Origin of the sequence: Sulfitobacter sp. CB2047 (assembly GCF_000735125.2) — a bacterium.
Lineage (GTDB): Bacteria > Pseudomonadota > Alphaproteobacteria > Rhodobacterales > Rhodobacteraceae > Sulfitobacter > Sulfitobacter pontiacus.
The window spans coordinates 1,878,433-1,903,823 of sequence record NZ_CP072613.1 but is presented as its reverse complement, the minus strand read 5'-3'; the positions used below and the strand labels follow the sequence as shown (position 1 = coordinate 1,903,823).

Annotated in this window: 19 protein-coding genes; 6 read left to right on the top strand and 13 right to left on the bottom strand. The window is 60.2% G+C overall.

Translation table 11 applies throughout. From position 1 onward, the window contains the following. Positions 1-304 precede the first annotated feature (304 nt). The 7 genes from IV89_RS09365 to IV89_RS09335 all read right to left on the bottom strand — a co-directional run bounded on the left by IV89_RS09365 (position 305) and on the right by IV89_RS09335 (position 8,124). Complete coding sequence (locus IV89_RS09365) at positions 305-1,231, bottom strand: carbohydrate kinase (RefSeq protein WP_037944209.1); 927 nt, start codon at positions 1,229-1,231, stop codon at positions 305-307. Further along, positions 1,228-2,784, bottom strand: a complete 1,557-nt coding sequence (locus tag IV89_RS09360) for a mannitol dehydrogenase family protein (RefSeq protein WP_235183782.1) — start codon at positions 2,782-2,784, stop codon at positions 1,228-1,230. The genes IV89_RS09365 and IV89_RS09360 overlap by 4 nt, the downstream gene beginning before the upstream one ends. Positions 2,785-2,834: 50 nt before the next feature. Next, positions 2,835-3,839 carry an ABC transporter ATP-binding protein gene (locus IV89_RS09355; RefSeq protein WP_037944211.1) on the bottom strand — a complete coding sequence of 335 codons (1,005 nt, stop codon included), beginning with the start codon at positions 3,837-3,839 and terminating at the stop codon, positions 2,835-2,837. A gap of 12 nt (positions 3,840-3,851) precedes the next feature. Next, positions 3,852-4,682 (bottom strand): carbohydrate ABC transporter permease, encoded by an 831-nt coding sequence (locus tag IV89_RS09350; RefSeq protein WP_005853358.1) that lies wholly within the window; start codon positions 4,680-4,682, stop codon positions 3,852-3,854. A 10-nt stretch (positions 4,683-4,692) separates the two neighbouring features. Continuing rightward, a complete protein-coding gene (locus IV89_RS09345; protein WP_005853360.1) occupies positions 4,693-5,559 on the bottom strand; it encodes a sugar ABC transporter permease in 867 nt (288 codons plus the stop codon). A gap of 117 nt (positions 5,560-5,676) precedes the next feature. After that, positions 5,677-6,978 (bottom strand): sugar ABC transporter substrate-binding protein, encoded by a 1,302-nt coding sequence (locus IV89_RS09340; RefSeq protein WP_037944212.1) that lies wholly within the window; start codon positions 6,976-6,978, stop codon positions 5,677-5,679. A 114-nt stretch (positions 6,979-7,092) separates the two neighbouring features. After that, on the bottom strand, positions 7,093-8,124 hold the full coding sequence (locus IV89_RS09335) for a LacI family DNA-binding transcriptional regulator (protein ID WP_037944213.1): 1,032 nt from the start codon (positions 8,122-8,124) through the stop codon (positions 7,093-7,095). Between the two features lie 1,293 nt (positions 8,125-9,417). Here IV89_RS09335 and IV89_RS09330 point away from each other — a divergent pair. Beyond that, on the top strand, positions 9,418-15,078 hold the full coding sequence (locus tag IV89_RS09330) for a Hint domain-containing protein (RefSeq protein ID WP_235183783.1): 5,661 nt from the start codon (positions 9,418-9,420) through the stop codon (positions 15,076-15,078). Between the two features lie 112 nt (positions 15,079-15,190). Here IV89_RS09330 and IV89_RS09325 read toward each other — a convergent pair whose 3' ends face one another. Further along, the gene (locus tag IV89_RS09325; RefSeq protein ID WP_037944215.1) at positions 15,191-15,793 is read right to left on the bottom strand and encodes a nucleotidyltransferase family protein; all 603 of its coding nucleotides are present in this window, start codon (positions 15,791-15,793) and stop codon (positions 15,191-15,193) included. Positions 15,794-15,966: 173 nt separating this feature from the next. On the opposite strand from IV89_RS09325, the gene IV89_RS09320 reads away from it, so the two are divergent. Then, a complete protein-coding gene (locus IV89_RS09320; protein ID WP_037944216.1) occupies positions 15,967-17,328 on the top strand; it encodes a DUF2254 domain-containing protein in 1,362 nt (453 codons plus the stop codon). 9 nt (positions 17,329-17,337) lie between these two features. Here the strand turns inward: IV89_RS09320 and IV89_RS09315 are convergent, their stop codons facing one another. Continuing rightward, positions 17,338-18,642, bottom strand: coding sequence for an HlyC/CorC family transporter (locus IV89_RS09315; RefSeq protein WP_005853373.1), 1,305 nt, complete (start codon positions 18,640-18,642; stop codon positions 17,338-17,340). Between the two features lie 64 nt (positions 18,643-18,706). On the opposite strand from IV89_RS09315, the gene IV89_RS09310 reads away from it, so the two are divergent. Next, positions 18,707-19,534 (top strand): metallophosphoesterase family protein, encoded by an 828-nt coding sequence (locus IV89_RS09310; RefSeq protein WP_037944217.1) that lies wholly within the window; start codon positions 18,707-18,709, stop codon positions 19,532-19,534. On the opposite strand, the gene IV89_RS09305 is transcribed toward IV89_RS09310, so the two are convergent. The 3 genes from IV89_RS09305 to IV89_RS09295 are packed head-to-tail and all read right to left on the bottom strand — an operon-like array spanning position 19,471 to position 22,159. After that, on the bottom strand, positions 19,471-20,445 hold the full coding sequence (locus IV89_RS09305; RefSeq protein ID WP_037944218.1) for a site-specific tyrosine recombinase XerD: 975 nt from the start codon (positions 20,443-20,445) through the stop codon (positions 19,471-19,473). The genes IV89_RS09310 and IV89_RS09305 overlap by 64 nt on opposite strands. Beyond that, positions 20,445-22,013, bottom strand: a complete 1,569-nt coding sequence (locus IV89_RS09300; RefSeq protein WP_037944219.1) for a hypothetical protein — start codon at positions 22,011-22,013, stop codon at positions 20,445-20,447. The genes IV89_RS09305 and IV89_RS09300 overlap by 1 nt, the downstream gene beginning before the upstream one ends. After that, on the bottom strand, positions 22,010-22,159 hold the full coding sequence (locus tag IV89_RS09295) for a hypothetical protein (RefSeq protein ID WP_005853380.1): 150 nt from the start codon (positions 22,157-22,159) through the stop codon (positions 22,010-22,012). Before IV89_RS09295 ends, IV89_RS09300 begins: the two co-directional genes overlap by 4 nt. 80 nt (positions 22,160-22,239) lie before the next feature. On the opposite strand from IV89_RS09295, the gene IV89_RS09290 reads away from it, so the two are divergent. Both IV89_RS09290 and aroB read left to right on the top strand, forming a co-directional pair. Further along, positions 22,240-22,830 (top strand): shikimate kinase, encoded by a 591-nt coding sequence (locus IV89_RS09290; protein WP_009826981.1) that lies wholly within the window; start codon positions 22,240-22,242, stop codon positions 22,828-22,830. After that, a complete protein-coding gene (gene aroB, locus IV89_RS09285) occupies positions 22,830-23,945 on the top strand; it encodes a 3-dehydroquinate synthase (protein WP_037944220.1) in 1,116 nt (371 codons plus the stop codon). The genes IV89_RS09290 and aroB overlap by 1 nt, the downstream gene beginning before the upstream one ends. An 85-nt stretch (positions 23,946-24,030) precedes the next feature. Here aroB and IV89_RS09280 read toward each other — a convergent pair whose 3' ends face one another. Beyond that, on the bottom strand, positions 24,031-24,555 hold the full coding sequence (locus IV89_RS09280; protein ID WP_005853386.1) for a single-stranded DNA-binding protein: 525 nt from the start codon (positions 24,553-24,555) through the stop codon (positions 24,031-24,033). A 220-nt stretch (positions 24,556-24,775) separates the two neighbouring features. Here IV89_RS09280 and IV89_RS09275 point away from each other — a divergent pair, with 220 nt between their 5' ends. Next, a complete protein-coding gene (locus tag IV89_RS09275; protein WP_051843957.1) occupies positions 24,776-25,360 on the top strand; it encodes a lytic transglycosylase domain-containing protein in 585 nt (194 codons plus the stop codon). Positions 25,361-25,391 lie beyond the last annotated feature (31 nt).

The following is a 25,391-nucleotide window of genomic DNA, read 5'->3' as shown; positions in this document are numbered from 1 at the left end:
CGCGGTCCAACGTTCGCAGGAGGTTCTCGATCTGTCCGTAGGACGGAATTATCGGAAGTTATTGTTTTGGTGCGATTACGGTTAAATTCAAAATCCCCCGCCGCGAGGCGTGCCGGTTCGAGTCCGGCCTTGGGTACCACCTTGTTCTTGCAAGGCTTTCCGTAAAATTCAGTTTTGATCGTCGATAGGTGTGAAGGTTGCTTTTGCGGCCTCGGCGATGTCGCGTCCTCTTGTCCGTTGCATATCAAAAGCCGCGCAGGGAATTGCTGCGCGGCTTTGTGAAAGGGTCCGTCTGGGGTTGGCGTTAAAGCTCGTTCGCCCAAGGCGGGTTGGCACCGGCGCGTGACACGGTGATGGCGGCAACGCGGGCGCCATATGTCATTGCGTCGCGCAAAGCGTCGGGATTAAGCATGCCAAGGGCTTCAGGCGTCAGCAGACCCAGATCGGACAGCTTCGCCAGAAATCCCGCATTGAACGTATCACCTGCACCGATTGTATCGACGACGTTGGTCTTTACCGCAGGCACTGCGATCGATGTGCCGTCGGCAAGCGTTGCTATGGCACCCTCGGCCCCTTGGGTGACAATCACAACCGACGGGCCGGTGTCGAGCATTGCGCTGATCTTTTCGGCCTGCGTCAACGGGGCGGGGTTCAGCCAGTCAAGATCCTCGTCCGAGACTTTGACGATATCCGCCTGGTTGATCATCGCCGCCATCCGGCGGCGGTAGCCGTCCGCGTCGGTGATAAACAGCGGGCGGATGTTGGGGTCGATCATCACCGCCCGCGACCCACCCTGACGTTCCAGCAAGGCAGCATAGGCGCTGGCACTGGGATCGCTGGCAAGACTGATACCGCCAAAGAACAGCGCGGTGATATCGCTCGGCAGCGCTGGCATATCCTCGGCGCGGATCATCCGACCGGCGGAGTTTTCGTCGAAGAATGAATAGCTTGCCTGCCCATCTTCAAGTTTCACAAAAGCCAATGTGCTAGGGCGGTCAGAGCGGATGATATGCGTGGTGTCCACGTCACTGGCCTTCAGCGCATCGGCGAGCTGATCGCCGAACATATCGCGCGACATTCCGGTAAGCATGCCCGTGCGGGCCCCCAATCGGCCAAGCGCGATGGCGGTGTTAAAGACCGCGCCGCCCGAATGGGGCACAAACCCGTCCGGCCCGTCGAGCGACGGGGCCGCGACCATATCGATCAATGCCTCCCCGCAACACAGGATCATTGCCCCATCCCCGCGCGGTCACCGGCCAATGCGGCGGCCACATCCGGCTGATCGGTATAGACCGCAAGCGCGGCCTCGCAGCCTTCTGCCCAGATGAGCGAGAGCCAGTGTTCAAACGCCTCGGCAAAGGCCTGATGCTCGGCCAGATCGCCATAGATATGACGCTGCGCAAGCCAGAGCTGCGGCGCTTCGCGCGCGGCCAGGGCCACAGCGTTGAGGCGCGCCCACTGCGGGTCGTTCGGCTCGATCTCTGTCCCGTCCATGCGGGAGCCTGCACACATACGGGCCCATAGCGCCTCTACCAAAGCCAGACCGGAGCAACTGCCCTTGGCCGCCAAGGCGTCGCGCAGGACCGGCAGAACAAACCCCGGATGTCGTGATGACCCGTCAAAGGCCACGCGCCGTGTGGTGTCGCGGATCGCGGGGTTGGCGAAACGTTTGGCAATCAGTTCGACATAGGCCGCCGGGTCTTGACCGGGCACGGCGGCGACGTAGGGGGCGATTTCCTCTGCCTCGATCTTGCGGAACATGGCAGAGGTCAAGGGGTGCGCCATGCAATCGGCGATGGTTTCCAGGCCCAGCAACTCTCCGGCGTTGGCCAAGACCTGATGTCCTGCGTTGAGGATGCGGATTTTCATCGCCTCGTAGTCATGCACAGCATCGGTAAAGATCGCCCCCGCCTTGTCCCAGTCGGGGCGTCCGGCGCAGAAGTCGTCTTCGATCACCCATTGGCGGTAGTTCTCGTGGGTCACCGGTGCCGCGTCATCGACGCCAAGGCTTTGCGCCAGCGCAATCTCGTCAGGGCCGGTGGCGGGCACGATGCAATCCACCATAGAGTTCGGGAAGCTGCAGTTTTGCTCGATCCACTGGGCAAGCGCCGCGTCACCTTGGCGGGCGAGGGTCACGACGGCCTGGCGCGTGGCGGTGCCATTGCCGCGCAGGTTGTCGCAGCTTTGCACCGTGAACGGACCGTGGCCCGCATCGCGCCGCAGCTTGAGCGCGGCAATGATCGCCCCGAAAACCGTCTTGGGCTGATCGGGCTGTGCGCGGTCATGCTGGATATCGGCGTGGGTCAGATCAAGCCCGCCGGTTTCGGGGTCGATGAAATAGCCGCCCTCGGTCACGGTCAGCGACACGATGCGGATCGCGGGATCTGCCATCGCGGCAATTAGCGGCGCGTTGTCTTCGGCGATGGGGGTGTAGTCGATCATCGAGCCGACGACCTCTGCCGTGACACGGCCGGGCGCAAGCTCGATCAAGGTCGTCAGATAGTCCTGCGCTTTAAGCTTGTCGCGCATCGCGCTGTCATAGGCCCGCACACCGGCGCCGATCAGCGCCCAATCCTGCGCCAGACCCTGTTGCATCAGCTTGTGCAGATACCACGCCTGATGGGCGCGGTGGAAATTGCCCAGACCGATGTGGATGATCCCCGCCGAGAGCGCGGCGCGATCGTAGTTGGGCGTGCCGATACGGGCGGGCAGGTCACCAAGGCGGTCCAGGGACAGCGGCACCGGAGGCGGCGCGTCGGTGTTTGTTATGGTCGGTTCATTCATGAGACCGCTTTCGTAGGAAGCAAAGTTAAAGGGCAGGGGCACGCGGCGCTTCATGCGATGCGTAGGCCGTTGGCGTCGAAGCGGTGAAGCGACTCCTCGCGCGGGGTCAGGAACACTCGGTCGCCGTGGCGCAAGCCCACTTCGCCGCGGGCACGGACGGTCATCATCTCGGTCAGGCCGGTGTCATAGACGTGGAAGAACGTGTCCGACCCCAGATGCTCCGACACTTTGACGACGCCGCTCCAGGTGCCTTCGGTTGTCGATACGTCGATGTGTTCAGGGCGGATGCCGATGGTATGCGCACCGTGTTTGGCCGCCTCGGGGCCCGAGATCAGGTTCATCTTGGGCGAGCCGATAAAGCCCGCGACAAAGGTGTTTCGGGGTGTGTGGTAAAGCTCGAGCGGGGAGCCGACCTGTTCGATCACACCGGCCTGAAGCACCACGATCTTGTCGGCCATGGTCATCGCTTCGACCTGATCATGTGTTACATAGATCATTGTCGTCTCAAGCCGTTTATGCAGCTCGGAGATTTCAAGCCGCATGCCCACGCGCAAAGCAGCGTCGAGGTTGGACAGCGGTTCGTCGAACAGGAAGGCCGCGGGTTCACGGACAATCGCCCGACCAATCGCCACACGCTGGCGTTGCCCGCCCGACAGCTGGCCGGGTTTGCGGTCCAGATAGGCGGTCAGGTTCAGCGCTTTCGCCGCGGCATCGATGCGGCGGTTCTGTTCGTCCACGGGTATGCCCGCCATGCGCATCGGAAAGGCGATGTTCTTGCGCACGGACATATGCGGATACAGCGCGTAGGACTGGAACACCATCGCCAGACCGCGCTTGGCGGGGGGCACATGGGTGGCGTCCTGTTTGTCGATGCGGATTTGCCCGCCCGAGGTATCTTCGAGCCCTGCAATCAGGCGCAGCAAGGTGGATTTGCCACAGCCCGAGGGGCCGACAAAGACGGTGAATTCGCCGTCTTCGATGGTCAGGTCCAGCGGCGGGATGACTTCGACGTCACCGAAGCGCTTGGAAACCTTGTCTAATGTGATGCGTCCCATGGTGTTGTTTCCTTATTTCACTGCGCCAAAGGTCAGGCCGCTGACAAGTTGTTTCTGGCTGAACCAGCCAAGGATGAGGATCGGCGCGATGGCCATGGTCGAGGCCGCGCTGAGCTTGGCGTAGAACAACCCTTCGGGGCTGGAATAGCTGGCGATAAAGGCCGTCAGAGGGGCAGCCTTGGCAGCGGCGAGGTTGAGGGTCCAGAAGGCTTCATTCCAGGCGAGGATCACGTTCAGAAGCAGCGTGGAGGCGATGCCGGGGATCGCCATCGGCGTGAGGATATACAGCACCTCTTCGCGCAGGCTGGCACCATCCATACGGGCTGCCTCTAGGATCTCTCCGGGGATTTCCTTGAAGTAGGTGTAAAGCATCCAGATGATGATCGGCAGGTTGATCAGCATCAGCACCACGACCAGCCCCAGCTTGCTGTCCAGCAGACCCATCTTGATAAATATCAGGTAGATCGGATACAGCACCCCGACCGCTGGCAGCATCTTTGTGGACAACATCCACAGCAGGATATCTTTGGTCCGGTTGGAGGGGACAAAGGCCATCGACCAGGCGGCGGGAACGGCGATCAGGATGCCCAGAAGGGTAGAGCCCCCCGCGATCACCACCGAATTCCACAAGAACCGGCCGTAGTTCGAACGTTCCTGCACCGCGGCGTAGTTCTCTAGTGTCCAGTCAAAGAACAGGAACACCGGCGGGTCTGCAATCGCCTGGGCTTCGGTCTTGAAGCTGGTCAGGATGGTCCAGAGGATGGGGAAGAAAATCAGCAGCCCGACGCCCCATGCGAGTGCGGTGTTCAGAGCCTTGCGTTGTGTGGTCGTTGCACGTGCCATGACGGGCTCCTTATGCGTCGAGGTTCTTGCCAACCATGCGCATCAGGAAGATGGCAACGATATTGGCGAGGATGATGGCATAGACACCGCCGGCAGAGCCGAGCCCGATGTTCTGGCTTTCCAACACACGCTGGAAGATCAGATAGGTCAGGGTTTTGGTGCCAAAGGCGCCTTGGGTGGTCACGAAAATTTCGGCGAAGATAGAGAGCAAAAAGATCGTCTGGATCAGCACCACCACAGTGATCGCCCGCGACAGGTGGGGCAGAGTGATGAAACCAAAGCGTTTGACGGGCGATGCGCCGTCCATCTCGGCGGCCTCCAGTTGTTCACTGTCCAGCGATTGGATCGCGGTCAGCAGGATCAGCGTCGCAAAGGGCAGCCACTGCCAGCTGACAATGAGAATGATGGATTGGGTCGAGGCCTCGGTCAGCCACACCAGCGGTTCAGCCCCGAACAGGCCCCACAGGTGGGCGAGCAGCCCGTTGACCGGATCCATGAACATGTTTTTCCAGACCAGCGCCGATACGGTCGGCATCACGAAGAACGGGGCAATCACGAGGATCCGAACGATCCCTTGACCCCACATCGGCTGGTTCAGCAAAACGGCCAGCAACACACCCAGTACGACGGTGATGAACAGGACGCCGCCCACGATCACCAGTGTCGCCTGAACCGACGGCCAGAAGGCGCTGGACGATACAAAGCGGACGTAGTTGTCAAAGCCGACCCACCCCAGATCACCGCCGCGCAGGGGCAGGTATTTGCGAAAGGAAAAATACAGCGTCATCGTCAGGGGGACGAGCATCCATCCCAGAAGCAGCACGACAGCGGGGGCCATCATCAGACGGGCGGCCGATCGTGAGTGTTGCGTTGCCATTGAATATACCTCCTCCGTTGACGGGCTAGGGCCGTCCCGGACGATCATGCACGTGTTGGAAAAAAGGGGCCAGTCAGCAAGGGGGAGCTTTGCTGACTGACCCCGAGGGCGATCAGATCAGTAGCCGGCGGCTTCCATCTCATCGGTGGTCAACGCTTGTGCGTTGGCCAGGGCTTCATCGACGGACTGTTGTCCTGCCAGCGCGGCAGAGAACTCTTGACCGACCTGTGTGGCGATGCCTGCAAACTCCGGGATAGCTGCAAACTGCACACCGACGTAGGGCACCGGATCCACGGTTGGCGCGGTGGGATCAGCCGACAGGATGCTGTCCAGTGTCATCTGCGCGAAAGGCACCTTTTTGTATTCGGCGTTTTCGTACAGCGATGTCCGCGTGCCGGGAGGAACATTTGCCCAACCGTCTTTCTCGGCGACCAGTTCAAGATACTCTTTGGACGTGGCCCATTCGATGAATTCTTTCGCGGCGGCTTCGTTATCGGTGCCAGCAGGGATGCCAAGCGCCCAAGCCCACAGCCAGTTGCCGCGTTTGCCTTTGCCGGTGTCAGGTGCCAGCGCAAAGCCGACCTGATCCGCGACGGTGGAATCTGTCGGGTTGGTCACAAAGGACGCCGCAACAGTCGCGTCGATCCACATGCCGCATTTGCCCTGCTGGAACAGCGACAGGTTTTCGTTGAACCCGTTGTTCGCCGCACCCGGAGGGCCCGCGTCGTTCATCAGGTTCACATAGAACTCAAGCGTTTCTTTCCATGCGGGCTGGTCAAACTGCGCAGTCCAGCTTTCGTCGAACCAGCGTGCCCCAAAGGCGTTTGCTGTCGCTGTGAGGAACGCCATATTCTCGCCCCAACCGGCCTTGCCACGCAGACAGATGCCGTTGATGCCGGCGTCACGGTCGGTCATAGCGCGGGCGGCTTCAGCGACGAATTCCCATGTGGGCGCGTCGGGCATCTCCAGTCCGGCTTTCTCCATCAGGTCCTTGCGGTACATGATCATGGAGCTTTCGCCGTAGAAAGGGGCCGCATAAAGCGTGCCGTCGACGCTCAGACCGCCGCGCATCGCGGGCAGGATGTCGTCGGTGTCATATTCTGCAGACAGATCGTCCAGCGGAACCAGCCAGCCTTGTTTGCCCCAGATCGGGGTCTCGTACATGCCGATGGTCATGATGTCGAACTGCCCACCTTTGGTAGTGATGTCCGTGGTCACACGTTGACGCAGGACGTTCTCCTCCAGCGTGACCCATTCGACTTCGTGGCCGGTTTTGGCAGTAAAATCATCGGTAAAACCCTGCATCCGGATCATGTCGCCGTTGTTGACTGTAGCGATTGTGATCGTATCCGCAGAAGCAGCGGCTGCCGTCAAAAGTGAAATGGCGGTCGCCGTTCGAAACGCGTTCAAAACAAACATCTTCTACCTCCCTGATGAGATGTTAGCGACAAGCTTACGGTTATTGGTGAACTCGCGTCAATTTGAATTTTACGCGCGTCTAGTTTTGCGATTTAGGTGCGTGTTTTCAATAATTTAGGCAGAGCCCCTGAGCACGAGCTTGCCGTCAAACAGCGTCTCTGTACGCGAATCAAGAGAATCATCTGCCTCGATCAGGGCCAGCAGGGTGGTCGCGCTTTTCTCGGCAATGGCTTCGTAGTCTTGGGACACGGTGGTAAGGCGCGGGCAGGTGAAGCGCGAGAAAGGATGGTCGTCATGGCCCGCGACGCGGAAGTCGTGGCCGGCCTCGATCCCGACGCTCATCCCCGCCTCGAAAATGGCGGACAACAGCCCGATGGCCAAACGGTCGTTGCTGCACAGTATGGTTTTTGACGGTAGGCTTCGGTCGCGGATTACGCGGGTGCCTTCACGAAACCCGATCTCTTCGAATTCCCATCCCTCGCCACCGACCTGGATCAGATGCGGCGTTTGGCCCAGACGTTCCATCGCCCTGACATAGGCGGCGCGCCGTTTGTAGGCGTTGGGGTTCATCGGGTCTTTCATCTCGAAAAAGGCAGGCGGCTCGCCCGTGCGGCACAGATAGTCAACGATCAGATCAACGCTTTGTTCATTGTTGGAGCCTATGAACGCCTTGCCGACCTTATCGATGTTCGCATCGAACAGGACGGTAGGGACCTCTTCGGTAAAGGTCTGGATCTGCGCGTGGTCAGAGCTGCGCCCGAAAGCGGCCAGCAATACGCCCGCCGGTTTCAACATGCGCAGGTTTTCGAGGTTCTCCAGCTCCATCTCGGGGCTGCCGTGCGACCCGAGCAGAACGGGCCGGAAGCCCTGCCGCAAGATGTGCTCTTCGATCGTGCGGGCAATCTTGGCAAAGAAAGGGTCGGCCAGATGCGGCACCACGACGCCGATGTTCTTGGTCAAACGGCGGTTCTGGTTCATGGCGTAAAGATTGGGCCGATAGTCATATCGGTCCAGCGCTGCCTCAACCCGTTTGCGGGTGCTGCTACGCACGCTGGTGGGGTCGTTGAAGAACTTGGAAAGCGTCGGACGGGAGATCCCGCTGACGGCGGCAAACTCTTCCATATTCTTGATTTTCCGACTGCTCATCAAACGCTTCTTCTGGTGGTGGCAGAGGCCAAGTGACGACGCCATGTTCCTGTATCTGTTGGATCAGCATACTTGTCGCGCGGTAAATATCACCCCCTAACATCATGAGACAGTGGGATTTTGCTGCGAATTTGACCAAAATACCCTCTTGCGGTTGTAGCGGCAGATGTTCGCTCAAACACATGTCCTCGTGTCAAACTTATGGTGTCGGGCCTAAATAATCGGCATATGGCACCCCACCTGAGGTGCCGAAGACTATCCTTTAGGTGGTATTGCGATTCGGTTTTGCGCTGGCAAACTGGCGGCGTTTTCGAAAAAATGGGCGCGGTCGCAAGCTATTGGTTCCAAATCGCGAATTTACGCCCCGCCACAGTCCCGCCACGCCGAATTTAATCGCAAAGATGGTTTATTGTGTCTGTCTGCGAAACAGTGCCGAGCGCTAGGTTTGGGAAATCATTAAAATTAAGTGAAAAATCCCAAAAACCACCCGCATCATCGAAATTCGCACCCTGATATGGGAAACAATGCGCTACCTATGCGTGCATATTCCGCGCCGCCGTCGAGTCAAAAAAGGCGGAAAAGAGGCGCGTCTGCGAATTCTTGCCATTTTTTCCTTCCAGCAACGTCAACGGGTAGGTAATAAGAACGTGCCCAACTGGGGGGCAAAGTTTTTTAGGTTTCGGGGGCGACCGCATCGAACGCACATGTTGTGCGGGGAAGATGTGTTCGCTTGGCTCTTAAGAGCCGATGAATATACCACTGCCGGTTGCGCGGCAGCGGGCAGCTGTCTGCGGCTGATCCTCCCTTCAGGACGGTAGAGTTCTTTGTGTGTCGTCTGTGACCGCGGAGCTTTGTTAGGGGTATTGTGCGCCGTTTTTTAACGGCCCGCCACGTTGGCGGAAGGAGGAGAAACTGATGGGAAACTGTATCTACAGACCACGACTGCCGGACCGTTCGGGTATGGATGATGTTGCAACTCTGCGTTGCTCCGCCGCTGCCGAGACCGTCTTGATTTCTTCCCCGAAGCGCCGTTTTCGGATCACAACAAGAACACAAATGACCCGTATCCAAACGGCTGCAGATTTGGGCGTGTCACGCGATGCACCCGTCCGCGCGCCGTATGTTTCATTGCAGCAGCGTCGCGGGCAGGGCGTTGCTTTGTCCCGCCTTAGTACCCCGGGCACAGAATTGGTGCCATGTGATTTAATTAGCTTCGCCCATGACTGGGCACCCTCGTTTTATGGCTGACGGTACAACCGTAGCGTGCCTGACCTGATTTTGGAGACGACCGATATGACCATCTTTTTGAACAAACTGTGGCTCTTTGGAAAAACCTCGACCGCCGAGGCCGAGAAAACCGCGACCGAGGCTCCGGCCGACGGGCCGAACGGGATCGTGGACGGTAACCAGCAGGGCAACAAGATCGACGCCAGCTATAATGATGACCCAAGCGGTGACCGTGTTGACGGCAACGACGCGGTGTTCGGCAACGTCGGGTCCAATGATGACATCATCCTCGCACGTGGCGGCAATGATACGGTCAACGCGGGTTTGGGGAATGATACGGTCGTTGCAGGGTCGGGCAATGATTATGTCGATGGTGGCAAGGGCAACGACATCCTGATCGGTGATGGCGCGACCAAGGGCAACTACGGCGACACCCGCGAAAGCTTTGAATGGTCCAAGGCACCCGACCCATCGGGCGACGGTTCCGCGATCGACGACAATGACAACCTCAAGGGCGGGTTCACCCAGAATACCGGCACCGTCAACGTCACATTCGAGCTCAAGAGCTTTTCGCCGAAGAACAATGCGGACCAGGAATTCAGCGATAGCAAACAGTTCACCGGAAATGTCGAGGGCGATGCCCATGGCGTGAACGACAACAGCTCGTTTGAATCGCTGGCCAACTGCACCGGTGAAACAAAGTTCGAACTGCGGTTTGACGAGGCCGTTGGCAATGTGTCCTTCAACGTGAACGACATCGACAACAGAGGCGCGGTGAAAGTGCTGGCCTACGATGCATCCGGCAAGATGATCGACGTCGATATGATCGCCAACAGCAGCTCCGGCAAAGTGAAGCTGACGGACAGTGACGGCAAGTTCGGCGTGGACACGGCCACCAGCGAGGGCGGCGACGATTCCCCGGCGTCGAGCAAGTATTCCGTCAACGTGTCCATCGACGGTCCCGTGTCGCGGATCGAGTTCATTCACACCGGTGCCACAAGCGGCAACTCGGGCGTGAACGTAACAGACGTGTTCTTTGACAACCCGGCGGCTTTGCTGGCGGATGACGACGGCACCGTCGGCAACGACACGCTGCACGGCGGCGAAGGCGATGACATCATCTTTGGCGACAGCGCCGGCCTGACCAAAGCGCAGCCCGTCTCGAAGACTGTTGAGCCTGTATCGGGTGCGGATCATACCGTTCTGACATGGGATCTGGCAAATGTGACGGTGGCTGGCGGTTCAAGCCCCTTCCAGAACAGCGATGTGGGCTCCGGCGATCTGTCTGGCAAGTCGTTCACCATCAACGAAAATTCCGCACCTGTCGCGGTTGGCATCAATGATGACGACGACAAGTTGAATGACAACGACAACTCGCAAACCCTGGCAAAGACCACCAAATTGGATGGCAACACCGAATACGCCGGCGACAAGATCATCCCCGAGTATTCCTATATTGTGCGCCCCGAAGGCGCGGTGGATTCCTCGCAGGATGTGACAGTCTACGTCGTGAACTTTGACGGCAACGATGCCGTCGGTTTCGTGACAGACAAACCGCTGGAAGTCGGTAAATCCTACGATTTCGTCAGCCACAACTCTAACCTGCCGTCGATCAAATACGACCACATCGCCAAAACCTACACCGTGACCGATGACAGCACGTCCCCAACCGATGGTACCGTTGGTGGCGACGATGTGCTGACCGGCGGGAATGGCAACGACACGATCTTTGGTGAAGGCGGCAACGACAGCATCGAAGGCAACGCGGGCCACGATTCGATCGAAGGCAACCACGGCGATGACACCATTTCCGGTGGCACCGGCAATGACACGATCTATGGCGACAACAACACCGGCGGCACCTCTACGCCCGGTGGCACGACAGAGCGTGAGAGCTTTGAGTGGGACAAGGCACCAGACCCCCATGACAACTCGGCTGTCGATAATAACGACAATCTGGGCGGTGGATTTGTTCAGGACACGGGCAACGTCAATGTGACCTTCTCGGTCACCGGCAGCAGCAAAACGCCCGAGACGACATTCTCCACTGACCAGCAGAAGGTGCATTCGATCACCGGCGACGGTCAGGCGACCAATGCGAACAGTTCTTTGGCGTCTCTGGCGAACCAGGATGGCGAAAGCGCGACCTATCGCCTGGACTTCTCGAAGGATGTGACCAACATCAGCTTCCGCATCAATGACATTGATAACGCGTCGAAAGTTGTGATCGTGGCCGTTGGCCCCGATGGCGCACGCACGCCGATCAACGTCAGCACAGGCGGCGGCATTCAGGCACAGAACCAGGACGGCGTCGGCGGGAATGAAACGCTGATCAGCCGCGGTGCCGATGGCCCGGATACAGATCCGAGCCACTCTGCGCTGGTGAACATCTCGGGTCCGGTGGATTACCTCGAAATCACCCACACGATGGATCAAAGCCTGTCGCCCGGCAACCACGCGGGCATCAACATCACCGACGTCTATTTCGACGCGCCCGTGGGCGGCGTTGACGGGGGTGCCGGCAATGACCTGCTGATGGGCGACGAGGGCGATGACCTGATCGACGGCGGCGCGGGTAATGACACGCTGTTTGGCGGCGATGATGACGATACGTTGATCGGCGGCGACGGTGATGACCAGCTCACTGGCGGCGAAGGCAAAGACAACATCAGCGGCGGCGCGGGCAAGGATACCATCTTTGGCGGCACCGATGGCGATACGGTTGACGGTGGTGCCGGCGGCTTCAATGCCGACCCTGCGCTGAACACCGACGATGACACGCTTGATCTGACTGGCCTCAATTTCCGCTTGCGTGATCTGGAACCAGATAGCAACGGCAATGGTCAGAACGGTACGGTTGATCTGTACAACGACGACGGCACATCCGCGGGCTCGTTCAAATTCACCGAGATCGAAAACATCATCGGCGAAGAGATGGCCGGCCCTGTTGATGGTCTGGACAGTGGCGAGGATATGGCACCGGGGTACACCGACGCCCAAGGCGACCAGATCGACGGCACAGACGGGATCAACGATACGATCTTTGGCAACGGTGGCGACGACACGATCGACAGCGGGTTGGGCGACGATACCGTTGACGGCGGGTCGGGCGACGACACGTTCACACTGACCGATGGCGTCGATAACGACGTTATCATCGGCGGCGAAAGCGGCGAAACCGACGGCGATGTGATCGACAGTACGGCTGTGAACGACGACCTGACTGTCACTTTCACCGATAAAGAGGAAGGGACACTGACCAACGGGTCCGGCACCACCGAATTCTCGGAGATCGAGAGGCTCGAACTGGGGGGCGGTGACGATACTGTCACAGGCTCCGGCGGTGATGAAAATGTCTTGACCGGTGACGGCAACGACGTGGTGAATGCCGGCGGTGGTGATGATACCATCGATGGCCAGGGCGGCAATGATACCATCGACGGTGGTAAATATGATGACAGCCTGATCGGTGGTGACGGCAACGACTCCCTCGTCGGTGGTGAGGGTGACGACGTACTGATTGGCAACAAGCCCGGTGCGATTGGCGTGCCCGACACAGACGTTCCGTTGGTCTCCACACCCTTTGATCAGGATACCAACCCCAACGACGACAAAGACACGCTGATCGGCGGCGCGGGCGATGATACGATCGATGGCGGTGATGATGCCGACTATATTGACGGTGGCGACGATGATGATGTCATCGAAGGCGGCATCGACAACGACACCATCTATGGCGGCAGCGGCAACGACACCATCACCGATGTCCAAGGTGCGGACGAAATCTATGGCGGTGACGGTGACGATCTGATCGAAGCGGGTATCGACACCTTCTCTGATTATGCGAATGATCAGCCGACCGTCGGTGGACGACCCAACCCCTTCTTCAACTCCGGCGATCCGAACAAGGACGATGGTCGTGATTTCGTCGATGGCGGCAGCGGCAACGATACGATCCGCACCGGCGACGACTCTGACACCATCTACGGCGGTACGGGCGACGATTCTATCAACGCGGGTATCGATGACGATGAGGTCTACGGCGACGACGGCGACGACAGCATCATCGGCAGCCACGGGTCCGACAGCCTGTATGGCGGCGAAGGCAATGACACCATCTATGGTGGCTTTGGCAACGAACCGATCGCCGGCTACGAGGGCGAGGAAGTCGACGCCACCGATCCGCAGCCGAATAACGGCAAGGACTATATCGAAGGCGGTGCGGGCAATGACGTTCTGTACGGTGAAGACGACAACGACACCATCCTGGGTGGTGCCGATGACGACTACATCGACGGTGGCATTGACGACGACAGCCTGGATGGCGGTCAGGGCAACGATACGATCTTGGGTGGTCAAGGCAACGACACCATCCGCGGCGCACAGGGCCATGATGAGATCGATGGGGGCGACGGTGACGACTCCATCCTCGCGGGTAATGGCGACGACGACGTTAAAGGCGGTGCCGGTAACGACACCATCGACGGTGGTCAGGGCAACGACACCATCGACGGCGGTGACGGCGATGACTCCATCCTTGGCGGCTTTGGTGACGACTCCATCCTCGGGGGTGCCGGAAACGACACGATCATCGCGGCCGGTGACAATGATACCGTAGACGGTGGGACCGGTGACGACTCCATCAGCGGTGTGCGCGGCGACGACATCTTGTTCGGTGGCGAGGGTGACGACACCATCGACGGCGGTGAAGACAACGACAGCATCGACGGTGGCGTCGGCGACGACAGCCTGCTGGGTGGCTTTGGCAACGACACCATCGAAGGCGGTGAAGGCGACGATACCATCAGCGCAGGTGGCGGCGACGACATCATCAGCGGTGGCGCGGGCAATGACAGCCTGCAAGGTAACGACGGGCGCGATACCTTCACCAACGTCAACGGTGGCGACACCATCGACGGCGGTGCCGGCACAGATGCCTCCGACTACGACGTCATCGATCTGAGAGGCGCGTTGAGCCCCGGCGGCGGCTATCGCCTTGAAAACGTCACGCCGGATAATGATGCCGGTGACACAATCGACGGCGACAGCCCCAACGATGGCATCGACGGTACGATCGTCTTTACGGATGCGTCCGGCACTGAGACCGGTCGTCTCGACTTTACCAACATCGAAGAGATCATTCCCTGCTTCACGCCGGGCACCTTGATCGCTACGCCGAAAGGGGAACGTCGGGTCGAAGATCTGGTGGTGGGCGACCGTGTCATCACCCGTGACAACGGTATCCAGGAAATCCGCTGGGTCGGTGCCCGCGAGATGACCGGACAAGAGCTGGCGCATAAAGCGCATCTGCTGCCGGTTCTGATCCGTCAGGGCGCTTTGGGCAACAACCTGCCCGAGCGTGACATGCTGGTCAGCCCCAACCACCGCGTTCTGGTGGCCAACGACAAGACAGCGCTCTACTTTGAAGAGCGCGAAGTTCTGGTCGCGGCGAAACACCTGACCGGTCTGGAAGGTGTTGATATCGTTGAAACCTCTGGCACGACTTACATCCACGTGATGTTCGACCAGCACGAGGTGATCCTGTCTGACGGCACATGGACCGAAAGCTTCCAGCCGGGCGATATGAGCCTTGCAGGCGTCGGCAACGCGCAACGCAACGAGATCCTGGAGCTTTTCCCGGAACTAGCAACGCGCGAAGGGGTGGACGGCTATGTCGCCGCGCGTCGCACGCTGAAAAAGCACGAGGCGAAACTTCTGACGAAGTAAGCGCCACATTATATGCAGCAACATGCCTGCATCCCTTAGGGGGTGCGGGGCGAAGAACGGGGCAGGCGACTGTCCCGTTCTTCGTGTTCAGGGGTACGTGGTCAGGGGCCGGTCAGCGCGCCGCGCGCCATGCAGCCCATGCTTCGGGCGTATCAAGGTCCAGTCGCGCGCGGTTCTCCGGCAGGGGAATCAGCAGCGTCTGATCCTGGGCCTGTGCGATGATCTCTTTCCCGCCGGTGTCACCTTGCATCCGTGCAAAATGATCAAAATGGCAGGCGGCAAATACCGTCGGGTGACCCGGCTTTCCATCCGCCGTCGCACCGCGCCATATCGTGTAATTTGATTTAATATCAACGGCGTGAAAGACGGTGTTCAAGTCATCTTCAGTCAGTTCTGGCAGGTCGGCAAGCAGCACCATCGCGGCAGGCGTACCGGCGGGAAGGGCCGCAAACCCCGCGCGGAGCGAGGCGTTCATCCCCTCTGCCGCATCGGGAACGGGGAGCGCTTCAACCTCCATATCAGCCACAAGCGCGTAGCGCGGGTGGGGCGCAGGTGGCAGCGCCACAATGACCGCCCCTCGCGTCGCCGCCCGCGCGATCCGTGCCTGTCGGCGCAGCAGGGGTTCGCCCTCCACGATCTCTTGCAGTTTGTCGCGCCCCCGCATCCGCGAGGATTGCCCCGCGGCCAGCAGGATGATGGGGATGTCATGGCTCATACACCGACCATAGCCATAATTCTCAACCACCGTAAGAGCATAGCATCAGTCCCACCCGCTGATTTGGCCCTGCGTTTTTGAACCATCGGGCGGCATAGGGCGTTGGGCTTGTAAGCCAGGTGATCTCCGCGCAAGCTTGTTGAACATGGCACTTCATGACGCGGACATACCCTATGAACTTTGACTTCCTTTTGCCATCGACACTGCTCCGCAAGGGCCGTGAATACAGCCGCAAGCTTTGGGTGCGTGTGCTGATCATGGGGTTGTTGGCGGTCTTGTCGCTGCTGCTGAGCATGTTGATCGAACGCTGGATCCCGCAATCGCTCGCGACCTATCTGACCGGCAGTGCGGCGGACCGGTTGTTGTCGATCATCGCCAACGCGATGCTCGCGGTCACCACCTTTTCGCTTAGCGTCATGGTCACGGTATATCGCAGCACCTCGACCCAATGGACGCCGCGCATTCACCGCTTGATCGTGCAGGACCGTACCACCCAGAATACGCTGGCCGTTTTTATCGGGGCCTATGTGTATGCTCTGATCGCCATCATCCTGCGCGAGCTTGGGGTGTTCGACGACAAGCGGTCTTTCGTGTTGTTCGTGATGACGGTGATCGTATTGACGGTGATCGTGTTCAGCCTGATCCGCTGGGTGCTGCATCTGCAGACCTTTGGCAGCCTGATCGATACCTCGCGACAGGTGGAGGATCAGACACGCCGCACCTTCAAGGAACGCCTGCATAATCCCTGCCTCGGGGCCAATCCGCTGACCGGTGATATTCCCGACAGTGCAAAGCCGTTCACCGCGGATGAAAACGGCTATATCCAGCATATCTATCCCGAAGCGTTGAATACCGTGGCGGAAAATCACGGGGTAAAGATCTACCTCAAGCGCAACATCGGCAGCTTTGTTTTCGTCAACGAACCTTTGATGATGATCGACCGCGTGGGGCAGCCCAAGGACGATGAACACACCGATGAAACGCTGCATGCAGGGATCAATGCCAGTATCACCATCGGCGATCTGCGTACCTATGACCAAGATCCGCGCTTTGGTCTCATCGTGATGGGAGAGGTCGCGTCAAAGGCGCTGTCGCCCGGCGTAAATGACCCCGGCACCGCGATCGACGTGATCACCCGCATTGGCCGCATCCTGAGCTTTTACGAGGACGAGACCGAAAGGGACCGCGACGAGGTGCTGGACCACATCTATGTCGCACCGCTGGACCCGTCCGACCTGATGCAGGACGCTTTTGGCGCGTTGGCGCGGGACGGGTGTACGGTGGTCGAGGTGCAGCAGCGGCTTCAAGCCACGCTGAACGGCCTGATGCGGCACCCTGACGAGGGGCTGCGCATCGCCGCGCGCAGGGCTGCCGAACGTCACCTCAGACGCGCGCTTGCCAAGATCGACTTTGAACCCGACCGGGCGCAGTTGATGGAAAGCGCCAGCCAAGACGTGCGCGATGCGGTCCGTGATGCGGTAAAGCGCAGCGATACAGAGGATGACGCGCCAAAGATGGACAATGACACCACCTGAGGGCGGCTTTTACAGGGGGCGGATTTTCAGCTGTGTGATCCGGTTGCCATCGCGGGCGATGACCTCGAACCGGAACCCGTGGAAAGAGAACACCTGATTGGGCGTCGGGATCATCTGCGCTTCGTGGATCACCAGACCGGCGACGGTATTAGCCTCTTCATCCGGCAAATCCCATTCCGTAGCGCGGTTGAGGTCGCGGATCGTCATGGCCCCATCGACGAAATACTGCCCGTCCTCGGCCTTGGTCACGCCGTGGTCCGCATCTGGGTCGAATTCATCGGTGATCTCGCCGACGATTTCTTCAAGGATATCCTCGAGCGTGATCAACCCCTGAAGCGAGCCATATTCATCCACCACCAGCGCAAAATGGGTGCGGCGCCGCAGGAACTGGCGCATCTGTTCGTCCAGCGTAGATGTCTCGGGCACGAAATAGGGTTTCATCGCGATATCGGCGATTTTGAACGTCTTGAACGGTTTGTCATCCTCGGCACCGCTGATGTGCTTGTACATGGCACGCAGCAGGTCTTTGGCATGGATCACACCGATGATGTTCTCGGGATCGTCGCGGTAGACGGGCAGGCGGGTGTGGTTGCTTTCCAGGATCTGTTCAAGGATCTGCGAAGGGTCATTGGCGGCATCGATCATCTCGATCCCTGACCGGTGGAGCATGACCTCTTCCACCATGCGTTCGCGCAGATCAAGCGCACCAAGAATACGGTCGCGGTCTTCCTTCTCTACCACCCCTTCGGAGCGGCCGATTTGCAGCGCCCCCGCGATTTCCTCGCGCACGGCAAGGATGTTGCTGTCGGGGTCGATGGTCACGCCGAAAAGGCGCAGGATGCCGCGGACCAGAAACCGCACGGCTGATACCACGGGGCTGAAGATCAGCACCACCAGCGCAATGGGCCGCGACACGGCGGCGGCGGCGGTTTCAGCATTGGTGATCGCATAGGTCTTGGGCAGAACCTCGGCAAAGATCAGGACCAGCAGCGTCATCACCAGCGTCGCCAGCGCCACACCCGACTCGCCAAAGACCCGCGTGAACAGCGCCGTCGCAAGCGAGGCTGCAAGAATGTTCACAAGATTGTTGCCCAGCAGGACAGAGCCGATCAGCCGCTCGTTATCCTCGGTGATCTTGAGCGCACGTTCCGCCCCCTTGGACCCTTTATCCGCCTGACCCCGCAGCTTGCCCCGCGATGCCGCCGTCAGCGCCGTTTCCGACCCCGAAAAGAAGCCGGAAAGCACCAGAAGAAACAGGATGATACCGCTGCTGATCCAAAATGCGCCGTCTAGGATTGCGGGGGCCGTGTCCATTTGTGAGTATACCTTATCCGTTTGCTCATAGGGTTATGGGCGTGTGTGCGGTTTCATTCAAGGGATGAGCAGGGTGAACCATCAAGATTTGGGACAATTGAACGGGCCGATTGTGTTGTTCGGCGGTCCGTATTCCAACCTGCAGGCGCTTGCCGCGCTGTTTGACCGCGCGCGGGCCTTAGGGGTGGGGCCGGACCGGATGATTTGCACCGGCGACGTCGTGGCCTATTGCGCCGATGCCCATGCCGTCAGCGACAGGATGCAGGACAGTGGCATCGCGGTGGTGGCGGGGAATTGTGAAAAGCAGCTTGCCGCAGGTGCGATGGACTGCGGCTGCGGGTTCGAGGATGGCAGCGCCTGCGATCTGCTGTCGGTCGGCTGGTACGGCTACGCCAGCGCGCAGATCACCCAAGCGCAGCGCGACTGGATGGGGCAGGTGCCGGACATCCTCAGTTTTCACCACGCCGGAAAGCGCTATGCCGTGATCCACGGGGGGCACCACGATATCGCCCGCTTTATCTGGCCCGTCTCGCCCAAGGCCGTGTTTGACGCGGAATGGCAGGCGGTTGAGCGCAGCATCGGTCCGGTGGACGGGATCATCGCCGGGCATTGCGGGGTGGCTTTTGAACGGCAGACGGCGCGGGGGATGTGGATCAACGCCGGTGTCATCGGCATGCCGCCCAACGACGGCGCACCGCAGACCCGTTTTGCGGTGCTTGATGCGGGGCAGGTGACGTTTCACAGGCTTGACTATGACCACGCCGCCGCCGCCCGCGCGATGGTGCAGGCGGGGCTGACCCAAGGCTACCACAAAGCGCTAGAGACCGGTTACTGGCCGTCAGAGGATGTCTTGCCGCCGGAACTGCGCCGCCCCGCCTTGGCCAGCGGATGATTTTCCAGCACCAGCTCGGACAGACGTGCCTCTAGCACATGGGTGTAGATCTCGGTCGTGGCGACATCGGCATGGCCCAGCATCGTCTGGATCGCCCGCAGATCGGCCCCATTGGCCAGCAGGTGCGTGGCAAAGGCGTGGCGCAACGTGTGGGGGGTGACCTTGGACGGATCAACACCGGCGGTCAGGGCAAATTCCTTGATCAGCAGATAGAAGCGGTGGCGCGTCAGATATCCGGCGCTGCCGCGGCTGGGGAACAGGTAAATCGACGCGGGTTTGCCCTTGGCCTGCGCGGTCTCGTCGGTTTTATCTCGCTGCACCAGCCATGCCGCCAGCGCCTCGCGCGCCGGGTCAGACAGGGGCACCAGACGTTCCTTGCCGCCTTTGCCCATGATCAAAAGCAAACGCGGATCGCCGCGGGCGGCGCTGACCCTAAGGCTCACCAGCTCGCTCACCCGCATGCCGGTGGCGTAGAGCAGCTCCATCAAACAGGTGTTGCGCAGCTGGTCCGAGGTGTTGCGCCCCGAGTGGCGCGCCGCGTCGAGCAGCTGGTCAACCTCGTCTTCTGACAGCACCTTGGGCAGACGCTTGTCCTGCCCCGGACCGGCAATCTGGATCGCGGGGTTATCGGTGCGCCACCCTTCTTCAAAGGCGAAACGGTACAGCTGTTTGATCGCCGACAGCCGCCGTGCGCGGGTGGATTTGGCAAGCCCCTGCGCGTCGCACCAGACCAGATAGGCTTCGATATCCTTGCGACCGACCGTGACGAAATCCAATGCGCGGCGGGCGAGAAAACTGTCAAAATCCTTCAGGTCGCGCCCATAGGCGAGTTGCGTGTTCGTGGCCGCGCCCAGTTCCGCCGCCTGCGCCTCTAGGAAGGTTGAAATCCAGTGCAGCAACTCGGTCTGCATCAGTCACGCTCCAGCAAAGACGTTTGCAGGGCAGCCCGCCGCGCGGCATCTTCCAGCCCCAAGGCCCGCAGGGTAGAGATCGCATCGCGCAGGGCAGCCGTGTCGCCGCGGGCACCGTCCTCTAGCAGGGCAATCGTATGCAGGATGGCGCTGCCCAACTGACCGTTTTGCGCCATTTCAACCAGCCCCTCACGTGGAGTTGGCGTCGTGAACGCGCTGGCAATCCCCTGTGCGTGGGGGATATCGGGCGTGGTTTTCGGGGCCTCCCCGCGCGCGATCTGCGACAGGAATGTAATCTCTGCCGGTGTCGTATCGGTGCTAGTAACCTGCTCGTAGAGCGGTGACAGCAGCAAGATACGGTCGCGCAGGGCCGCACTGGCACCGGTAAGGTCGGTGCTCTGCAAATCCTCCGCATAGAGGGTGGCGAAGGTCACTTCGGTCTCGGCCTGCTGCATGGCGCGCCACGCGGGGCGCAGGGCTTTGGCGATTGCCTCTGTATTGCCGCTGGACATGGCCGTGTCGAACCGCTGGAGCGCGTCGACACGGTCCCACACCCCGCCAGAGGCCGCAGGCTCACGGTCGGTATAAATGCCCAGAAAGCGGTTGTCGGGCAGGGCACCGATACGGGTCAGGCGCTCCGCCGCATCGAGCTGCGCTTTCCAGCCCGCGATATCGCGCAGATCGGCCACAGCATAGGCGGCGGGCAGGTTCCGCGTGGGCTGCGGCTCTCCGATCGCTTCAAGAAGCCGAAACTTGAGCGGCGTCATCTCGCGCGGGCCGGGCAGGGGCGCGGCCCCTTCGTAAAGGTCAGGGTTGAGGAACCGGTCCAGCAACGACAGATCACTTTCGGGCAGCAGCGCCAGCGCTTGGGCAGACCCCAACGTCAGCGCCGCCGTGTCCCATTCCCCCGACCGCGCAGCGCACAGGATGCGGACGCCATAATCCGTGGTCAGGAAGGGCTTGTCCTTCAGGCGCAAGCAGGCACGATCTTCTGTGCCCAAAAGCAGGCTCACCTGCATCCATAGGCCAAAGTGATCCGGCGAGGTCTCGACACCCGCCTGTTCGATCAGCGACATCGCAGGGTCAAGCGCCGCAGCATCCATCAAGGTGCGCACACGGGCGAGGGCCAGCGCATCGCCCTGTTTCGCATCCCCCTGCGGCGCGGTTGCTTGCGCCAGCAGCAGGGTAAACAGCAGCGAATGGGCCACGGGCAGATGAAGCTCTGGCAGACGGTCAAGCTGATGGGCGATGTCTTCCGCTGTGCTGCCCGTCCATAGATCCTGCGGCAGCCCTGTCACCTTGGTTGGCACCAACCCGATGGCGCGCGGCCCGCCTTTGCCCAAGGGGGCCACGGTCACGGCAGGCGGCAGCGCGGACCGCGCCACGGGGGCTTCGTCCGGCTTGACGGGGGCCTTGCGCGTCGGTTGCGGCGTCTTGGGACGTTCGCCGAGCCAGTCGATCACCGACAAAGGCGCGTTGCGGTCATTTTGCGCCGCGGTTTGCGCGGCGACACCAAGGGGGAGGGCAATCAGGCAAAAAACGCTTAGCTGCCTGACAAATCGGATCATTGCTGCTCCAACGTCACGGATTCGCGGATTTCGACCTGGGGTGGTGCAAAGTCCGCCCCGAAGAACGGCCCCACATAGGCATAGACCGCAAGGCCGATGAACCCGATAATTGCGAGGTAAATCAGAAACTTGATCAGCTTGCCCATGGAATCCGCCTGCTTTCTTCTGCATCTTTTGACTATTCTATATATGGCCTTTTGGGCAAGATCACGTCATTCACACAAGAATGAGCGAAATTCAGCAATCCCCAGCCGATACGGCCCAAAACACCCCTCGGTACCATCTTAAGAAGACGGTTGTCATGGTGGGTATGATGGGCGCAGGTAAAACCGCCGTGGGCCGCGCTTTGGCCGCGAAACTCGGCGTGCCCTTTGTGGACAGCGACCACGAGATTGAGGCCGCTGCCAATCTGACCGTGCCCGAAATCTTTGAGCGCGACGGCGAACCCTTCTTTCGCAAGCGCGAGACCGAAGTGATCTCGCGTCTGCTGGATAAAGAGCCCGGCATCCTGTCGACCGGCGGGGGCGCCTTTCTGGCGGAAGCCAACCGCGAGAATATCTCGGCCCGCGGGGTGTCGGTGTGGCTGGATGCGGATCTTGACCTGCTGTGGAACCGCGTGCGGTACAAGACCTCGCGCCCGTTGCTGCGCACCGCTGACCCGCGCGGCACCCTGACCGAGCTTTACGAAAAACGTGTGCCGATCTACCGGCTTGCGGATATGACAGTTGCCAGCACGCCGGCGCTGTCGATTGACGCGATGGCGCAGCGCGTGGTGGATGCGCTGGCGGATCGTCCAGATGTACTTGAGGTGCTGTGATGCGAGAAACGGTTCATGTCGGTCTTGAGGGCCGCGCCTATGATGTGGTGATCGGCCCCGATCTGCTAGCGCAAGCAGGCGCGTTGATTGCCCCGCTGTTGCGCCGCAAACGTGTTGTGGTGGTCAGTGATGAAACGGTTGCGGCGCACCATCTGGACAGTTTGCGCGCCGGGCTGGACGCCGCTGACATCAGCGTCGAGGCGCTGGCATTGCCGCCGGGCGAGGCCACAAAATGCTGGGCAGAGCTGACCCGCACGGTCGATTGGCTGATGGATCAGAAGGTCGAACGCAACGATGTCGTGATTGCCTTTGGCGGCGGTGTCATCGGTGATCTGGTGGGCTTTGCCGCCGCGATCCTGCGCCGTGGTGTGCGCTTTGTGCAAATCCCGACCTCGCTTCTGGCGCAGGTCGACAGTTCGGTCGGGGGCAAGACGGGGATCAACGTATCGCAGGGCAAGAACCTTGTCGGCGCGTTTCATCAGCCGTCCCTTGTATTGGCCGATACGGCCGTGCTTGGCACATTGCAGACGCGTGACTTCCTCGCCGGATATGGCGAGGTCGTCAAATACGGGCTTCTGGGGGATGCGGCCTTCTTTGACTGGCTCGAGGTGAACGCTCCCGCGATGGCCGCTGGCGATATGGCGATGCGCGTAGAGGCGGTGCGCCGGTCTGTCCAGATGAAGGCCGATATCGTGCTGCGCGACGAAAAAGAACACGGTGATCGCGCGCTGTTGAACCTTGGCCATACCTTCTGCCACGCGCTTGAGGCGGCGACGGGCTATTCCGACCGGTTGCTGCATGGCGAAGGTGTGGCGATCGGCTGTGCGATGGCGTTCGAATTGTCCGCCCGTTTGGGGCTTTGCGCGCAAGAGGACCCCAGCCGCGTCCGCGCGCATCTGCGGGCCATGGGGATGAAAACCGACCTGCGCGACATCGACGGAGATCTGCCGGACGCCGCCTATCTGCTTGATCTGATGGGGCAGGATAAAAAGGTCATCGACGGCAAGCTACGCTTTATTCTGGCTCGCAGCATTGGCGATGCTTTTGTCACCGCCGATGTCCCCAGGGACGCGGTGCTGCAGCTGCTGGATGACGCGCTGGCCGAACGCCACTAGGGCGCGACGCCCACCCGTCTTAAGTCACGACAAAGAAAAAGGCGGGGAATTCCCCGCCTTAACTATGTTTGGTATCCAATTGATATCAAAATGGGATTTCATCATCCAGATCGCGCGAGGAGCCGCGACCACCGTCGTTGCCGCCGCCCGAGGGGCCACTGTCATAGCCGCCACCGTAGCCGCCCTGATCCGACGGGCCACTGTCGTAGCCGCCACCGCCGCCGCCGTAGTTGCCACCACCACCGGAACCACCACCGTCGCGGCCATCGAGCATGGTCAGCGTACCGCCAAAGCCCTGCAGGACAACTTCTGTGCTGTATTTATCTTGACCGGACTGATCTTGCCATTTGCGCGTTTGCAGCTGGCCTTCGATATATACTTTGGAACCCTTCTTCAGGTATTGCTCTGCAATGCGCACAAGCCCTTCCTGAAAGATCGCCACCGAATGCCATTCGGTCTTTTCGCGGCGCTCGCCGGTGTTGCGGTCTTTCCATGTCTCGGATGTCGCGATGCGCAGGTTGCACACTTTGCCGCCGTTCTGGAACGAACGCACTTCGGGATCGCGCCCCAGATTCCCGATTAGGATCACTTTATTCACTGAGCCGGCCATGATGCCCCCATTTGCTGCAAGTTTACGGGCCACGCGCGAATCCCGCACGCACCTTGGATTGGCCGACGTTATACCCAGCAGGGTTTGCGATAAACAGGGGGGAGGCGGGATTATCGCCGTTGCGACCCACGCAGATGTGACAGGGGGCAATAAAGGGTGGCACCAACGGGTCAGTTTGATATGGTCTGCGGGAATTGAGACTGCGTGGGGCAGGGACAATATGCGAATTTTACTAACGGCGGCGCTGTGCTGCCTTTCTGTGGGCGCAGCACCGGTTGCCGCCGATGTTTTTTCATCCAAGAACCGGACCAAGCTTTTTGCGTCCCAGACCAAGATTTTGGACACACGGGCGTCAAAGCAATATGCGGCCTCTGTCCGGCTGCAGCCACAACGCGTGGCCACTCCGACAAAATGGGACACACCCAAATATCGCGGCAAGTACAAGGGCGTCTATCTTGGCATGGCGCGCGAAGCCGCGATGCGTCACGGCATTCCGGCGGATCTCTTCTTGCGCCTCGTGCAGCAGGAAAGCGGCTGGAACCCTGCGGCGCGGTCGCATAAAGGCGCGCTTGGTCTGGCGCAGCTTATGCCGGAAACGGCGCGGATCCTGCGCGTGGACCCGACCGACCCCTACGAGAACCTTGATGGCGGTGCACGCTACCTTAAACGTCAATATCAGGCGTTCGGGTCATGGAACCTCGCGCTTGCGGCCTATAACGCGGGGCCGGGGGCGGTGAAGAAATACGGTGGCATCCCGCCCTACGCCGAAACCAAGAACTATGTGAAGGTGATCGCGGGTCTGTGATGCACCCCGATAAGTGGCTGTAAATACTATG

Coding starts and splice junctions, on each gene's coding strand:
- IV89_RS09365 (WP_037944209.1), bottom strand. CDS start 1,231: ATGATCCTGTGTTGCGGGGAGGCATTGATCGATATGGTCGCGGCCCCG.
- IV89_RS09360 (WP_235183782.1), bottom strand. CDS start 2,784: ATGAATGAACCGACCATAACAAACACCGACGCGCCGCCTCCGGTGCCG.
- IV89_RS09355 (WP_037944211.1), bottom strand. CDS start 3,839: ATGGGACGCATCACATTAGACAAGGTTTCCAAGCGCTTCGGTGACGTC.
- IV89_RS09350 (WP_005853358.1), bottom strand. CDS start 4,682: ATGGCACGTGCAACGACCACACAACGCAAGGCTCTGAACACCGCACTC.
- IV89_RS09345 (WP_005853360.1), bottom strand. CDS start 5,559: ATGGCAACGCAACACTCACGATCGGCCGCCCGTCTGATGATGGCCCCC.
- IV89_RS09340 (WP_037944212.1), bottom strand. CDS start 6,978: ATGTTTGTTTTGAACGCGTTTCGAACGGCGACCGCCATTTCACTTTTG.
- IV89_RS09335 (WP_037944213.1), bottom strand. CDS start 8,124: ATGAGCAGTCGGAAAATCAAGAATATGGAAGAGTTTGCCGCCGTCAGC.
- IV89_RS09330 (WP_235183783.1), top strand. CDS start 9,418: ATGACCATCTTTTTGAACAAACTGTGGCTCTTTGGAAAAACCTCGACC.
- IV89_RS09325 (WP_037944215.1), bottom strand. CDS start 15,793: ATGAGCCATGACATCCCCATCATCCTGCTGGCCGCGGGGCAATCCTCG.
- IV89_RS09320 (WP_037944216.1), top strand. CDS start 15,967: ATGAACTTTGACTTCCTTTTGCCATCGACACTGCTCCGCAAGGGCCGT.
- IV89_RS09315 (WP_005853373.1), bottom strand. CDS start 18,642: ATGGACACGGCCCCCGCAATCCTAGACGGCGCATTTTGGATCAGCAGC.
- IV89_RS09310 (WP_037944217.1), top strand. CDS start 18,707: ATGAGCAGGGTGAACCATCAAGATTTGGGACAATTGAACGGGCCGATT.
- IV89_RS09305 (WP_037944218.1), bottom strand. CDS start 20,445: ATGCAGACCGAGTTGCTGCACTGGATTTCAACCTTCCTAGAGGCGCAG.
- IV89_RS09300 (WP_037944219.1), bottom strand. CDS start 22,013: ATGATCCGATTTGTCAGGCAGCTAAGCGTTTTTTGCCTGATTGCCCTC.
- IV89_RS09295 (WP_005853380.1), bottom strand. CDS start 22,159: ATGGGCAAGCTGATCAAGTTTCTGATTTACCTCGCAATTATCGGGTTC.
- IV89_RS09290 (WP_009826981.1), top strand. CDS start 22,240: ATGAGCGAAATTCAGCAATCCCCAGCCGATACGGCCCAAAACACCCCT.
- aroB (WP_037944220.1), top strand. CDS start 22,830: ATGCGAGAAACGGTTCATGTCGGTCTTGAGGGCCGCGCCTATGATGTG.
- IV89_RS09280 (WP_005853386.1), bottom strand. CDS start 24,555: ATGGCCGGCTCAGTGAATAAAGTGATCCTAATCGGGAATCTGGGGCGC.
- IV89_RS09275 (WP_051843957.1), top strand. CDS start 24,776: ATGCGAATTTTACTAACGGCGGCGCTGTGCTGCCTTTCTGTGGGCGCA.